The 13,931-nt window shown below is 55.0% G+C and carries 12 protein-coding genes and 2 pseudogenes; 10 read left to right on the top strand and 4 right to left on the bottom strand.

Annotated features, from left to right (window positions below; all coding sequences use genetic code 11):
- The first annotated feature begins 133 nt into the window (after positions 1-133).
- Complete coding sequence (locus DAQ1742_RS11100; RefSeq protein WP_035345936.1) at positions 134-349, top strand: YoaH family protein; 216 nt, start codon at positions 134-136, stop codon at positions 347-349.
- 84 nt (positions 350-433) lie between these two features.
- Here the strand turns inward: DAQ1742_RS11100 and DAQ1742_RS11095 are convergent, their stop codons facing one another.
- Positions 434-781: a RidA family protein gene (locus tag DAQ1742_RS11095; RefSeq protein ID WP_035341643.1), complete on the bottom strand. Its 348-nt coding sequence runs from the start codon at positions 779-781 to the stop codon at positions 434-436.
- Between the two features lie 184 nt (positions 782-965).
- Here DAQ1742_RS11095 and DAQ1742_RS11090 point away from each other — a divergent pair, with 184 nt between their 5' ends.
- From DAQ1742_RS11090 to rnd, 5 genes are all read left to right on the top strand, one after another.
- Positions 966-2,885 (top strand): ATP-dependent DNA helicase, encoded by a 1,920-nt coding sequence (locus DAQ1742_RS11090; RefSeq protein ID WP_035341645.1) that lies wholly within the window; start codon positions 966-968, stop codon positions 2,883-2,885.
- A 60-nt stretch (positions 2,886-2,945) separates the two neighbouring features.
- Positions 2,946-3,647 carry a tRNA (adenosine(37)-N6)-threonylcarbamoyltransferase complex dimerization subunit type 1 TsaB gene (gene tsaB / locus DAQ1742_RS11085; RefSeq protein WP_035345938.1) on the top strand — a complete coding sequence of 234 codons (702 nt, stop codon included), beginning with the start codon at positions 2,946-2,948 and terminating at the stop codon, positions 3,645-3,647.
- Positions 3,648-3,851: 204 nt separating this feature from the next.
- A complete protein-coding gene (locus DAQ1742_RS11080; protein WP_067486913.1) occupies positions 3,852-4,454 on the top strand; it encodes a Slp family lipoprotein in 603 nt (200 codons plus the stop codon).
- A gap of 239 nt (positions 4,455-4,693) precedes the next feature.
- Positions 4,694-6,364 carry a long-chain-fatty-acid--CoA ligase FadD gene (fadD, locus tag DAQ1742_RS11075; protein ID WP_035345940.1) on the top strand — a complete coding sequence of 557 codons (1,671 nt, stop codon included), beginning with the start codon at positions 4,694-4,696 and terminating at the stop codon, positions 6,362-6,364.
- Between the two features lie 201 nt (positions 6,365-6,565).
- Positions 6,566-7,687, top strand: a complete 1,122-nt coding sequence (gene rnd, locus DAQ1742_RS11070) for a ribonuclease D (protein WP_035345942.1) — start codon at positions 6,566-6,568, stop codon at positions 7,685-7,687.
- Positions 7,688-7,801: 114 nt separating this feature from the next.
- On the opposite strand, the gene minE is transcribed toward rnd, so the two are convergent.
- Genes minE through minC form a run of 3 tightly spaced genes read right to left on the bottom strand, consistent with a single transcriptional unit; the run spans position 7,802 to position 9,612 of the window.
- A complete protein-coding gene (gene minE, locus DAQ1742_RS11065) occupies positions 7,802-8,092 on the bottom strand; it encodes a cell division topological specificity factor MinE (protein WP_035341649.1) in 291 nt (96 codons plus the stop codon).
- Positions 8,093-8,095: 3 nt separating this feature from the next.
- A complete protein-coding gene (minD, locus tag DAQ1742_RS11060) occupies positions 8,096-8,908 on the bottom strand; it encodes a septum site-determining protein MinD (RefSeq protein ID WP_180706116.1) in 813 nt (270 codons plus the stop codon).
- Between the two features lie 20 nt (positions 8,909-8,928).
- Positions 8,929-9,612: a septum site-determining protein MinC gene (gene minC / locus DAQ1742_RS11055; RefSeq protein WP_035345945.1), complete on the bottom strand. Its 684-nt coding sequence runs from the start codon at positions 9,610-9,612 to the stop codon at positions 8,929-8,931.
- 136 nt (positions 9,613-9,748) lie between these two features.
- Here minC and DAQ1742_RS11050 point away from each other — a divergent pair.
- The 4 genes and pseudogenes from DAQ1742_RS11050 to DAQ1742_RS11035 all read left to right on the top strand — a co-directional run bounded on the left by DAQ1742_RS11050 (position 9,749) and on the right by DAQ1742_RS11035 (position 13,867).
- Positions 9,749-10,020 (top strand): annotated as a pseudogene (locus DAQ1742_RS11050) (YcgL domain-containing protein).
- 371 nt (positions 10,021-10,391) lie between these two features.
- Positions 10,392-11,048 carry a fumarylacetoacetate hydrolase family protein gene (locus DAQ1742_RS11045; RefSeq protein ID WP_035341655.1) on the top strand — a complete coding sequence of 219 codons (657 nt, stop codon included), beginning with the start codon at positions 10,392-10,394 and terminating at the stop codon, positions 11,046-11,048.
- A gap of 118 nt (positions 11,049-11,166) precedes the next feature.
- Positions 11,167-11,613, top strand: a complete 447-nt coding sequence (locus tag DAQ1742_RS11040; RefSeq protein ID WP_180706115.1) for a YcgN family cysteine cluster protein — start codon at positions 11,167-11,169, stop codon at positions 11,611-11,613.
- Positions 11,614-12,282: 669 nt separating this feature from the next.
- A pseudogene (locus tag DAQ1742_RS11035) lies at positions 12,283-13,867 on the top strand (ABC transporter substrate-binding protein).
- Positions 13,868-13,931 lie beyond the last annotated feature (64 nt).

Raw genomic sequence — 13,931 nt, 5'->3', positions numbered from 1 at the left:
CGGTTTCTCGACGGTGGTCTACCGGCAGCCGAATGCTGAACCGGCGGCATAAATGACAGCGATGGCAAGCGTATCACAAACCGTGTGGGTGCGCTGGCTTCCCCGGTATAAAAAGGTTTTAGGAGATAACGACATGTTTGCAGGTACCCCGGCACTGACCCATGAACAGCAGCAGCAGGCGGTAGAGAAAATACAACAGCTCATGGCGCAGGGGATGAGCAGCGGTGAGGCGATAGCACGGGTGGCGCAGGCGCTGCGTGAAAACCATCAAGGGGCAAAGGTGGTGGCGCGTTTTGAGGAGGAAGAGGGTGACGAGGACGAGAGTCAGGAGGGTGATTCACCGGCGTAATACGTGTCTGTGTCCGATAACGGCGACGCGGGTTGTCGTCTGTACACCCGGTGTTTAAAGGGCGCGTCGCGCCCGGCTGAGCGGTTAACCAACGGCCGCGATGGCTTTGATTTCCACCTTGAATTTCGGGTTCATCAGTTGGGCTTCTACCGTGCAACGCACGGGCGCGCTGCCAGCGACGACCCAGGCATCCCAGGCGGCGTTCATCGCGGCAAAATCGGCTTTATCTGCCAGAAAAATGGTCACATCCAGCAGACGGCTTTTATCAGAGCCCGCCTGTTGCAGGATGGCGTCCAGTGAAGCCAGCGCATTTTCTGTTTGGGCACGGGCATCCTCATCAAGGTTTTCCGGCACGCTGGTGTAATAGAGCGTGTTGTTGTAGATAACGGCATCAGACCAGCGAGCGTCAGGATGAATACGGGTGATAGACATACCATCAGTTTCCTTGTTGCGGCTAAAAGCAGGCAGACTAGCATATTTGCAAGACGAAGGTGATCGCTGCCTTGTCAGGCGAAAAATGTGAAGCGAGGTGGTGTCTGAGGTGGCGACTTGGCATAATCCGCTACTGGATATTCCACCAGCATCAGGCTCAGAACCGCCAGACAAGAGAGGCGCTGTGACAGCAGAGTGTTTAAACGATGATTTCGCCAATGATGGCGCGCTGGCGCGGGCGATAGCCGGTTTCCGGCCCCGGGAGCCGCAGCGTCAAATGGCGCAAGCCGTTGTCGCCGCCATTGATGCCCGGCGGCCACTGGTGGTGGAAGCGGGAACCGGTACAGGAAAAACCTACGCTTATCTGGCTCCGGCGCTGCGTGCGGGTAAAAAAGTGATCATTTCTACCGGCTCGCGGGCGCTGCAAGACCAGCTCTATAGCCGTGATTTGCCGATGGTGGCGCAGGCGCTGGCCTTTGGTGGCAAACTGGCGCTGTTAAAAGGCCGCTCCAACTACGTGTGTATCGAACGGCTGGAACAGCAGTCGCTGGTCGGTGGAGGGCTGGGGCCGGAGTTGCTGCACGAACTGGTGCGCTTGCGAAGCTGGTCGGCCCAAACCGACGAAGGCGATATCAGCCAGTGTGGCGAGGTGGCAGAAGACAGCGCCGTCTGGCCGCTGGTCACCAGCACTAACGACAATTGCCTTGGCAGCGATTGCCCAAACTATAAAGACTGTTTTGTGGTGAAGGCTCGCCGCCGGGCGCTGGATGCGGATGTGGTGGTGGTCAATCACCACCTCTATCTGGCGGATATGGTGGTCAAAGAGAGCGGGTTTGCTGAATTGATCCCCGATAGCGAGGTGGTAATTTTTGACGAAGCCCACCAAATACCCGATATCGCCAGTCAGTATTTTGGCCAGCAACTGACCAGCCGCCAGTTGCTGGATTTGGCAAAAGACATTGTGATTGCCTATCGCACCGAGGTGCGCGATGCCAGCCAGTTACAAAAAAGCGCTGACCGCCTAAGCCAGAGCACTCAGGATCTTCGTCTTGCCCTCGGCGACCCCGGCTTTCGCGGCAATTTACGCGATGTGATGAGTGAGACCTCATTGCAGCGGGCGCTCACGCTATTGGATGATGCGCTGGAGCTGTGTGCCGATGTGGCCAAACTCTCGCTTGGGCGTTCGGCGCTGCTGGATGCCGCTTTCGAGCGTGCCAGTCTCTACCGTGCCCGGCTAAAACGCCTGCGTGATGTTGAACAACCCGGTTACAGCTACTGGTATGAATGCAATGCCCGCCACTTTGTGCTGGCGCTGACGCCGCTTTCTGTGGCGGATAAGTTTCGTGAGGTGATGAAAGACAAGCCCGCCTGCTGGATTTTCACCTCTGCCACGCTGTCGGTTAATGATAACCTCACCCACTTTACCGAGCGTCTCGGCCTTGAGCAGGCACAGACCCTGCTGCTGCCGAGCCCGTTTGATTACGCCCGTCAGGCGCTGTTGTGCGTGCCGCGACACTTACCGCAAACCTATCGCCCGGATGCAGCCGGCAAACTGGCACAAATGCTACGCCCGCTGATAGAGGCTAATCAGGGGCGCTGTTTTATGTTATGTACCTCGCATCAGATGATGCGTGATCTGGCGGCTCAGTTTCGCGCACAGCTGACGCTGCCAGTGCTGGTACAAGGGGAAACCAGTAAGCCACAGTTGCTGACCCAGTTTTTAGCGGCTGGAAATGCCTTGCTGGTGGCGACCAGCAGCTTTTGGGAAGGGGTGGATGTGCGGGGGGATGCGCTCTCATGCGTGATAATCGATAAATTACCGTTTACTTCACCAGATGACCCGCTACTCAAGGCCCGCATGGAAGATTGCCGCCTGCGCGGTGGCGACCCGTTTGATGGCGTACAGTTACCGGATGCCGTTATCACCTTAAAGCAGGGAGTCGGGCGGCTTATCCGTGATGTGACGGACCGGGGCGTACTGGTAATTTGCGATGACCGGCTGGTGACGCGACCTTACGGTGAGGTCTTTCTCAAAAGCTTGCCGCCTGCGCCCCGCACCCGCAATCTGCAACGGGCGATGGATTTTCTCATGCACAAGCCGTGACGCTTACCGGCGCGGGCTGTTATCATGCGCGCCGTTGAAACTTTCCTGCCTGAGGTTGGCATGTCTACGCGAATTTTAGCGCTTGATACCGCAACAGAAGCCTGTTCCGTTGCGCTGTGGAACGACGGTGAAATTTTTTCCCTGTTTGAAATTTGCCCACGCGAGCACACCCAGCGCGTGCTCCCGATGGTACAACAGGCTCTGTCTGAGCATGGCATCACGCTCAACCAACTGGATGCGCTGGCGTTTGGGCGCGGGCCCGGCAGTTTTACCGGGGTACGTATCGGAATTGGTATCGCGCAGGGGCTGGCTCTGGGCGCATCACTGCCGATGCTGGGGATTTCCACGCTGGCGACGCTGGCGCAGGGTGCTCATCGTTTGAGCGGTGCAACGCAGGTGCTCACCGCGATTGATGCACGCATGGGCGAAGTGTACTGGGCGCAGTATCAGTTTGATGCCGCGCACGGCTGGCAGGGTGAGCAGAGCGAGGCGGTGCTGGCCCCGGCGCAATTACAGGCGCAGGCGGCATCCTGGCAGGGTGAATGGGCGACAGCGGGCACCGGCTGGCAGACTTACCCGGATTTAATTGTGCAACCGGGCCTGAACGTGCAGCACACCGAGGCGTTGCTGCCACAGGCGCAGGATATGCTGCCGCTGGCGCTATCGCTGTGGCAGCGTGGCGGCGCAGTCAGTGTGGAACTGGCGCAACCCTGCTATTTACGCAATGAAGTGGCATGGAAGAAGCTGCCCGGCCGTGAATAACCGCAGCGTATCATGCTGACAAACTTATCGTGTTGAAAACAGTCTAATCGGTGAGGCTGGCAGGGGATGGGGCCGCAATACCACGGTGTCACGCTCGCAGAGCGTCTCAGTGCAGGGGCGAAAACCCGTTTCGCTCCTGAAAAGCGGCCACATACGATACCCGATGCCGGCCATCACGGATAACCAGACAAAGGCGAGGTGACGATGCTGAACAGGTTCTCACATAAGAGGCTGGGGCGCAGGTCTAAGGCGATAGCCTATGCTGTGTTGGTGTTAAGCGTGCTCGGTGTGTCGGGGTGCGTGACGGTACCGGAGGAGATCCGCGGTACTTCGGCAACGCCACAGATGGATTTGCGCCGGGTGATGACCGATCCCAAAGTGTTTGTCGGCCAGGAGTCGCGTTTTGGCGGGCAGGTTGCAGAGGTGCGCAATGAAGCCAATCGCACCCGGCTGGAAATCGTCAGCCTGCCGCTTGATGACGGCGGCAGACCGACACTGGATTCGCCCTCGCCGGGCCGCTTTGTTGCTTACGTTAGCGGTTTTCTCGAACCCGTCGAGCTCAAGAATCAGCTTGTCACAGTGGTAGGGCCGATCGCGGGTGCGGAACAAGGTAAGATTGGTGACAGGCCGTATCGGTATGTGGTGATTGACGTGCGCGGTTACAAACGCTGGCGGGTGGTTCAGCAGGTAATGCTGCCGCCTCGTGTCTATGACCCGGTGTGGGATCGCCGTTATCACCGCACCTGGGGGCCAGGATGGGATCAGTGGTATGCTCCCGCCCGCGTTGAGTCGGTGGTCACGGAGTAAAGCGGTCAATCCGCGGCGTATTTGTTATCAGCCCGGCAACAAAACAGAGGCGGCTCCGGTCGCCTTATTTTTTGCGTTTATATTATGGCTTAGTGAGAAACCATTGAGAAATAAGTGATCGTCTTCTCAACCTTGAGATTGTTTATTTTGCCCTGACGGATATGGGTTAAAATATTGTTAAAAATCACTCGGATTTGGGATGCATGATGCCGCTTAAAAAATATCTCGGGAGTGACGTTTTGGAAAAAATCTGGTTAGCACGTTATCCGGCCGATGTCCCGGCGGACATTAACCCGGATCGCTATAGTTCGCTAATCGAGCTGTTTGAAGATGCCGTCGCACGTTATGCCGACCGGCCCGCTTTTATCAACATGGGCGAGGCAATGACCTTTCGCCAGCTGGAAGAACGCAGCCGCGCCTTTGCGGCCTACTTGCAACACCAGTTGAAGCTGAAAAAAGGTGAGCGCGTCGCGCTGATGATGCCCAACCTGTTGCAGTATCCGGTGGCGCTGTTTGGCGTGCTGAGAGCCGGGCTGGTGGTGGTGAATGTCAATCCGCTGTATACCCCACGAGAGCTGGAGCACCAGCTAAAAGACTGCGGTGCATCCGCGATTGTGATTGTCTCCAACTTCGCCCACACGCTGGAAAAAGTGGTGTACAACACGCCGATTAAACATGTCATTCTTACCCGCATGGGCGACCAACTGACGGCGGCCAAAGGCACGCTGGTGAACTTTGTGGTGAAGTACATCAAGCGGCTGGTGCCGAAGTATTATCTGCCGGATGCCATTTCTTTTCGTCAGGTCATTCAGCAGGGTAAAAAAATGCCCTACCTAAAACCGCAGATGAACAATCAGGATCTGGCCTTCTTGCAATATACCGGCGGCACAACCGGCGTGGCGAAAGGTGCGATGCTGACGCATCGCAATTTACAGGCCAACCTGATGCAGGCGAAAGCCGCCTATGGGCCGGTACTGAAAGAGGGGCAGGAGCGGGTGGTAACAGCGCTACCGCTCTATCACATTTTTGCGTTGACGGTGAATTGCCTGCTGTTTATTGAAATTGGCGGCACCAACTTGCTTATCACCAACCCCCGCGATATTCCCGGGATGATCAAAGAGCTTTCCCGTTATCCCTTCAGCGCCATTACGGGCGTTAACACACTCTTTAATGCGTTATTGAATAACCCGGCCTTTCATCAGCTTGATTTCTCTTCGCTCACGCTGTCGGTTGGCGGTGGTGCGGCGGTGCAACAGGCGGTTGCTGAACGCTGGGAAAAACTGACCGGCCGCCATTTACTGGAAGGCTATGGGTTAACCGAAAGCTCGCCGCTGGTGGCGGGTAATCCCTACGACCTTCAGCGCTACAGCGGCAGTATCGGCCTGCCGGTGCCCTCAACGGATGTGCGCATTGTTAATGATGACGGGCAGGATGTCGTGCCCGGTGAGCCGGGCGAGTTGTGGGTGCGCGGGCCACAGGTGATGTCTGGCTACTGGCAACAGCCTGCGGCGACCTGCGAGGTGCTCAAAGAGGGATGGCTGGCGACCGGTGACGTTGTTACGGTAGATGAGCAGGGGTTTTTGAAGATTATCGACCGGAAGAAAGACATGATTCTGGTGTCCGGGTTTAACGTCTACCCCAATGAAATTGAGGAAGTGGTGACGCGCCACCCGAAAGTCTCTGAAGCGGCGGCGATCGGTGTACCGAGCGAACTCACGGGCGAAGCCGTTAAAGTGTTTGTTGTCTGCCGTGACCCTTCATTAACGCAAGATGAGCTTATCAGCCACTGCCGTCGCAGCCTGACCGGCTATAAAGTGCCGCGCCTGTTTGAATTTCGCCGTGAATTGCCCAAGTCGAATGTCGGGAAAATTCTGCGCCGTGAGTTGCGTAATGAGCAGTCGGTGGCCTGATGGTTGCCTGTTGCAGGCATGACGGGTATGGTGGCGCATACCGTGCGCCACTGTGTTATGCGGTTTGCTTGTGATAACGCGCGTCTGTTTGTGATAAGCATTGAGTGTCATCACGGCGGCCACCGATGGTTTATGGCCGGTTCCCACCCCTATTTTCTGTCCCGGTCGTCCTGGTCCGGGCATTACCAAGAGAAGGTTGTTTTGAATTATCAGTTGATTACTACCGATGAAGGATTGTCGGCGGTCTGTGCGCTGGCGCGCGCGGTGCCCGACGTGGCGCTGGATACCGAATTTGTACGAACCCGTACCTACTACCCGCAACTGGGCCTGATTCAGCTGTATGACGGTGAAAACCTGTCGTTAATCGATCCGTTGACCATCACCGACTGGACGCCACTGCGCGCACTGTTGCAAGACCCGCAAGTGACCAAGTTCCTGCATGCCGGTAGCGAGGATCTGGAGGTGTGTCTGAAAGCGTTTGGCTGCCAGCCAGCACCGTTTATTGACACACAAATTCTGGCCGCCTTTCTCGGCAAACCGCTCTCTTACGGTTTCGCGTCGCTGGTGGCGGATTATTGTCAGGTAGCGCTGGATAAAAGCGAATCCCGCACCGATTGGCTGGCCCGTCCCCTCACGGAAAAACAGTGTCAGTATGCGGCTGCCGATGTGTTTTATCTGTTGCCGGTTGCCAGAACATTGATGGTGGAAATCGCCACCGCAGGCTGGCAAGAGGCGGCACTCAATGAGTGCGCACAATTGTGCCAGCGACGCCAGGAGGTGCTGGCACCGGAACTGGCTTACCGCGAGATAGGTAACGCCTGGCAACTGCGGGGCCGTCATCTGGCCTGTCTGCAAACGCTGGCGGCCTGGCGCTTGAACAAAGCCCGTGAGCGCGACAGCGCGGTGAATTTCATCGTGCGTGAAGAGCATTTGTGGCAGGTGGCCCGCTATTTGCCAGGTTCACTGGGTGAGCTGGATTCGCTGGGGTTAAGTGGCCCGGAGATTCGCTACCACGGTAAAACGCTGCTGGCGCTGGTGGCTGAAACTGCTGCATTGTGTGAGTCGGCCTATCCGCCGGTAGTACACAATTTGATTGATCAGCCGGGCTATAAAAGTGTGTTCAAAGCTATCAAGGCGCAGGTACAAACCGCGGCGCAACAGAGTGGGTTATCCGCGGAGCTGCTGGCGTCGCGTCGGCAAATTAACCGCCTGCTGAACTGGCACTGGAAACTGTCGCCTCAGGAGCAGGAGCCGGAATTACTGACAGGGTGGCGTGGCCGGTTGTTCGGTGAGGCGATAAAAGCAACACTTGCCGATTATTAGTCCACTGCGTGACTACGGCCCAGCGTAAACAGGCCCTTGCGGTTATGGCAAGGGCCTGTATCGTTCAGGTAGCGGTGTCAGCTCAACGCTCAGTGCATGACACCGGGCATCGGTTTATTTGGCCTGTGGCGAGGGTGATGTCGGGGCTTCATCCGTCTCCGGTAAGGTGACGTTGAGTTCCAGCACCGAAATATCATCACCTTTTTGTTCAAGCTGAACTGTCACCATTTCCGGGTCAATCTGCACGTATTTGCAGATAACATCGAGAATGTCGCGCTTTAACTGCGGCAGATAATGCGGTTCGCTATCGCCGCGGCGACGCTCTGCGACAATGATTTGCAGCCGCTCCTTGGCGATATTGGCAGTCGTTTTTTTGCGCGACAAAAAGAAATCGAGTAACGCCATGGTTTACCCCCCAAAGAGTCGTTTCAGGAAGCCTTTTTTCTCTTCCTCGATAAAACGGTAAGGCCGTTCTTCGCCAAGCAGCCGGTCTACCGTATCGGCATAGGCTTTGCCTGCGTCAGCCTCTTTATCCAGAATGACCGGTTCACCCTGGTTGGAGGCGCGAAGTACGGACTGATCTTCTGGGATAACCCCTATCAGGGGGATACGCAAAATTTCCAGCACATCCTCCATACTCAACATATCGCCCCGGCTGACCTCGCCCTGGGTTATAGCGGTGAGCAACAGGTGCTCTTTTATCGGGTCTTCGCCTTGCTCGGCGCGCCGCGATTTCGACGACAATATGCCTAAAATACGGTCAGAATCCCGAACTGACGACACTTCCGGGTTGGTGGTGATAACCGCTTCATCCGCAAAATAGAGCGCCATCAATGCGCCGGTTTCAATACCGGCTGGGGAGTCACACACGATGAATTCAAACCCCATCTCCGCGAGTTCATTGAGCACTTTTTCCACCCCTTCACGGGTCAGGGCGTCTTTATCACGGGTTTGCGAGGCAGGCAGAATGTAGAGATTCTCGGTGCGCTTGTCTTTAATCAGCGCCTGGTTGAGTGTGGCATCGTTCTGGATGACATTGACAAAATCATAGACGACCCGGCGCTCACACCCCATGATAAGGTCGAGGTTACGCAGGCCGATATCAAAATCGATAACCACCGTTTTCTTGCCTTTTTGGGCTAAACCGGTAGCAATGGCCGCGCTTGAAGTGGTCTTGCCAACGCCCCCTTTACCTGAAGTAACAACGATAATGCGTGCCATAAATAATTCCTTCCAAGGGCCTAATCTAGAGGTTGTATAATCAGTTCATGGTCAGGCGGGCTGAGTTTCAGGCGAGCCGCCTTTGCAAAATAATTTTTGGGTATCTGATCACTGAGCCAGTAGCGACCGGCAATGGATACCAGTTCGGCGGCCAACTGGGTGCAGAAGATTTGGCTGCTGACATCGCCCGAGACTCCTGCCAGTGCGCGACCGCGCATCATGCCATAAATGTGGATATTGCCATCGGCGATCACCTCAGCTCCTGCGCTGACATGACTGGTGACGATAAGGTCGCCATCCCGGGCATAAATTTGCTGCCCCGAACGCACCGGCGTCGTGACGACACGGGTTTTAACCGGTGCGGCTACTGGCGCGGGCGGTGGTGCAATCCGCCGGTCTTTCCCTTCACGCAACAACGGAAGACCGGCCGCCGCGATGGACTGACGGAGTTGCTCATCCTCACATCCGCACACGCCAACGACGTGCAAACCGGTTTGGGTAATGGCGTGCTGGAGCTTTGCCCAGTCGGCATCGACAGGCAGCGCGGCGACATTGACCACCACCGGGGCATTTTTCAGAAACGCCGGTGCCTGCTCTATTTTTTCCTGCAAGGCCTGGTGGATAACATCGGGTTGCGCATCATGCAGATGGACAACGGATAAAGTAAAGTTGCTGCCTTTTAACTCAATTGGCGTGTGTGACATCAGTCCTGACTCAGTTTCAGCATCTTTAAATCCCCAGAGTAGCATTTAAGGCATGATATTCCAGAGCACTTTAAGCATGTTATAGTCACATGAAAATACAGGCAAGACACCATTCCCCTTGTTCAGAGTAAAAAACATGTATTGTGTGATCTATAGAAGTTCTAAACGCGATCAAACGTATCTTTATGTCGAAAAAAAAGACGACTTCTCTCGCGTGCCGACCGCCTTGATGGAAAGTTTCGGTCAACCGCATCTGGTGATGATATTACCACTGGATGGCAGAAAGACGTTAGCTTCGGCAGATATTAACAAAGTAAAACAATCACTTGCTGAGCAGGGTTTTTATCTTCAGTTACCCCGCCGCCAGAAAATTTATTGGAAGAATTACGCTCGGCGGTAAAAAAATAATATTTGAATCACTTTCAGATAATGCTCAACGTGGCCAGCAAAGTTGGCCGCTGTTTTTTAATACAGCGGTATCGGAAATAACCCAGCCGATGCATTAACAGTATTCATGTTATTTATATACTGATTTATATACAGGTATCCTGAAATGTCCGATGAAATAATGCCATGTTCGGGCCTGAGCATAATTTCCTGGCGCTATGTGGCGTTATTGTGACGTCAATGCAGGCGTTGCGTTAATCATATGATAAATTTTAGAAACCCTTCGTGTACCAATCAGGCTTACTTTTTAGGTAGTAATGTCGGTATGATGACGCCACTACACCCGCGCACGAGCGGGTTCCCTTTGCTAACGACAGGTCAGGAGAAGCGACATGTATCAACACAGAGACTGGCAGGGCGCGTTACTGGATTTTCCGGTCAATAAAGTGGTGTGTGTGGGCAGTAATTATTCCGAGCATATCCGTGAGATGGGCAGTGCCAGTCCGGTTGAACCGGTGCTGTTTATCAAGCCAGAAACCGCCTTGTGTGACTTGCGCCAGCCCGTGGCTATCCCCAAGGCGTTAGGCTCTGTTCATCACGAAGTGGAACTGGCCGTGTTGATTGGTACACCGCTTAAACACGCGAATGAAGAGCGGGTGGCCCGCGCTATCGCCGGTTATGGTGTGGCGCTGGATTTGACGCTGCGCGATCTTCAGGCGGGTTTCAAAAAAGCCGGGCAGCCGTGGGAAAAGGCCAAGGGGTTTGATGGTTCCTGCCCGGTTTCCGGTTTTATTCCCGTCGCGGAATTTGGCGATCCGCAACAGGCGACCTTGGGGTTGTCTGTTAATAGTGAGGTGCGCCAGCTCGGCACTACCCGCGATATGATAACGCCGATACTGCCGCTGATTGCCTACATGAGCCGCTTTTTTACGCTGCGAGCCGGTGACATTATTCTTACCGGCACGCCGCAGGGTGTCGGGCCGTTGCAGGCTGGCGATGTATTGACCATCACACTCAATGAGGCCACATTGAGTACCCACGTTATTTGACGTCACCCGGGTGGCTCCATGCATGGCATGGTCTGCGGCGGTGGCGCTTATTGTCTATAAAAAGCAGGCTGCATCTGCGTTACGCGGCCTGCTTGCATGATGACCGGAATTAATTTTTATGAATTCAATGCCCTTTTGGCAAACCAAAACCCTTGAGCAGATGTCGGATGACGAGTGGGAAGCATTGTGCGACGGCTGTGGCCGCTGCTGTCTGCACAAGCTGATTGATGAGGACACCGATGAGCTCTATTTTACCAACGTCGCCTGCAACCAGCTCAATATTAAAAGCTGCCAGTGTCGCCATTATGCCAACCGGTTTGACTATGAGCCGGACTGCATCAAGCTCACCCGGGAGAATCTGCTGTCGTTTGACTGGCTGCCTGAAACCTGCGCGTACCGACGCCTGCATGAAGGCAAAGGACTCGCGCCCTGGCATCCGTTGCTGGCGGGGTCAAAAAACGCCCTGCATCAGGAGCGGATTTCTGTGCGTTACATTGCGGTGCGCGAAAGTGAGGTCGTGGACTGGCAAGACCACATTTTGAACAAGCCTGACTGGGCGCGTTAATGGCGGTTGTCAACGCATAACCGAAGCAATTCCCTGCCGCTCAAGATGCGCAGGACGTCATCAATAATGAGGTGACCCGACTGGCGGGGCCTCATTGTTAGCCTGCCGATTAAGACGATGCCGGGTAAGCAGGCGTTCTTGCAGATCAACTGTTTTGCCATCAAGCGAGCGTACTGGCGTGATGAGCGCAGGTATTATCAGTATCAATCCAAATTCGCAGGAACGTTTAATACCAGCTTTTATATTGTTAAGTGATTGAATCGTAAATCTCATGGGGGTTTTAATTTTAATCAATAAAAACAATTATTTATATATTTAATGTTTCCGGTGTACATGGTTATTATTATTCGTTTTATTGCTTTGTTTACAATATCTGGTGTTGTGTTTTTACTGAAACATAAATCTAACTCCCTCGTCATTTTTTATTATTAATCGCTTTTTTATTGTCACTTTTATTGTCACTACACCTGTGTGATGGCTGTATTTTCGTCTGGCATTATCCATTTTTCCGCATTGCTTATCCAAAATTAAACGTTTGTTTCAAACAAGCGTTGGGTTAATTTTCCCACAGAGTTAAACACCCGCCGTCTGCCGGAGTCTGCCCTGTCACCATGCGCTTGCGGCACGGATAATGACCGGGCATCACCCATTTCATCCAGGGATAACACCATGAATAATAAATCGCTTTTTGCGGCCTTGCTGGTGGCCGCATCGCTGTTTGGCGTGACGAGCCAGGCGGCGGAAACCGCACCCAACGCGGTGGCACGCTGAATTTTCTGGTCGAGCCGGAACCGCCCGTGCTGACGTCGCTGGTCAATAGCGGCGGGTCAGTTATCAAGGTCAACGCCAAGGTGATCGAAGGATTGCTGAACTACGACTTCAACATGAAGCCGACTCCACAACTGGCCACCAGCTGGTCGGTGAGCCCGGACGGCAAACAGTACACTTTCCACCTGCGCCAGGGCGTGAAATGGCACGATGGCAAGGATTTCACTTCCGCTGACGTGGCGTTCTCCATCCTGACGGTCAAGAAATACAATTCCCGCGGGCAGGGCACCTTTGCCAATGTCACCGACGTGAAAACGCCGGACCCTTACACCGCCGTTGTGGAACTGTCGCAGCCCGCGCCTTATCTCATCAGCGCGTTTTCTGCCAACGAAGCGCCGATCGTCCCCAAACACCTGTATGACGGCACCGATATCCGCACCAACCCCTACAACACAGCGCCGGTAGGCACCGGGCCGTTCATCTTCAAGGAGTGGGTGCGTGGCAGCCACATTGTGTACGAGCGCAACCCCAACTACTGGGATCAGCCGAAGCCGTATGTGGATCGTCTGGTAGTGAAATTCATCCCTGACGCCGCCACCCGTCTGATCGCCTTTGAGACCGGGGCGCTGGATCTGGGCAGTGAATCGCCGGTGCCGCTCAATGAGCTGGATCGCGTCAAGAAAAACCCCAGACTGGCGATTGAAACCGGCGGTTATGGCTACGGCCCGACGCAGACCCGCATTGAGTTTAATCTGGACAATCAGTACCTGAAAAACCTGAAGGTGCGGCAGGCGATCGCCCACAGCATCAACCGCGACGTGCTGCGTAACGTGGTGTGGTACGGCTACGCCGTCAACTCGCCGACGCCGATTACCCCGGAGCTGGCCCAGTTCCACGACAGCGCGCCGTCACCATACCCGTTCGATGTGAAGAAAGCCGAACAACTGCTGGACGAGGCCGGGTTTCCGCGTCAGGCCGACGGCATCCGTTTTCGTCTGGTGCATGACTACATGCCGTACGGTGATGGCTTCAAGCGCGTGGCGGAATACCTGAAATCTGCGCTGGCTAAAGTGGGGATCGAAGTCACCATCCGCTCGCAGGATTTTGCTACCTACGTCAAGCGCGTGTATACCGATAGGGATTTTGAATTCACCAACCACTCCATTTCCATGTTCCAGACCCGACAGTCGGCGTGCAACGGCTGTACTGGTCGCAAGCCTTTAAACCGGGTGTGGCGTTCGGCAACGGTTCGCATTACGCCAACCCGGAGGTGGACAGGCTGCTGGAGCAGGCGGCGGTGGAAACCGACCCGGCCAAACGCGTAGAGGAATTTCGCGCTTTCCAGCGCATCGTGGCGCAGGAACTGCCGGACATCAATCTGTTGCAGCTTAAACGCCTGACTATCTACAACACCCGCGTTCACAACCAACTGACCGATATTCAGGGTGCCAACGGCAGCCTGGCGGAAATCTGGCTGGATCAATAACCCGTGAACCCAGAGCGCGTCGGTATCCGCCGACGTGTTCCCGGTCGCTCCGTAAATGCTGCCT

The organism is Dickeya aquatica, assembly GCF_900095885.1.
GTDB lineage: Bacteria > Pseudomonadota > Gammaproteobacteria > Enterobacterales > Enterobacteriaceae > Dickeya > Dickeya aquatica.
Note: the sequence above shows the minus strand (reverse complement) of the source record. Positions and strands in the feature narration are given on the sequence as shown.

Bases quoted from the DNA above. Each gene is read 5' to 3' on its own strand.
- DAQ1742_RS11100 (WP_035345936.1), top strand. From the start codon at position 134: ATGTTTGCAGGTACCCCGGCACTGACCCATGAACAGCAGCAGCAGGCG.
- DAQ1742_RS11095 (WP_035341643.1), bottom strand. From the start codon at position 781: ATGTCTATCACCCGTATTCATCCTGACGCTCGCTGGTCTGATGCCGTT.
- tsaB (WP_035345938.1), top strand. From the start codon at position 2,946: ATGTCTACGCGAATTTTAGCGCTTGATACCGCAACAGAAGCCTGTTCC.
- DAQ1742_RS11080 (WP_067486913.1), top strand. From the start codon at position 3,852: ATGCTGAACAGGTTCTCACATAAGAGGCTGGGGCGCAGGTCTAAGGCG.
- minE (WP_035341649.1), bottom strand. From the start codon at position 8,092: ATGGCGTTACTCGATTTCTTTTTGTCGCGCAAAAAAACGACTGCCAAT.
- minD (WP_180706116.1), bottom strand. From the start codon at position 8,908: ATGGCACGCATTATCGTTGTTACTTCAGGTAAAGGGGGCGTTGGCAAG.
- minC (WP_035345945.1), bottom strand. From the start codon at position 9,612: ATGTCACACACGCCAATTGAGTTAAAAGGCAGCAACTTTACTTTATCC.
- DAQ1742_RS11045 (WP_035341655.1), top strand. From the start codon at position 10,392: ATGTATCAACACAGAGACTGGCAGGGCGCGTTACTGGATTTTCCGGTC.
- DAQ1742_RS11040 (WP_180706115.1), top strand. From the start codon at position 11,167: ATGAATTCAATGCCCTTTTGGCAAACCAAAACCCTTGAGCAGATGTCG.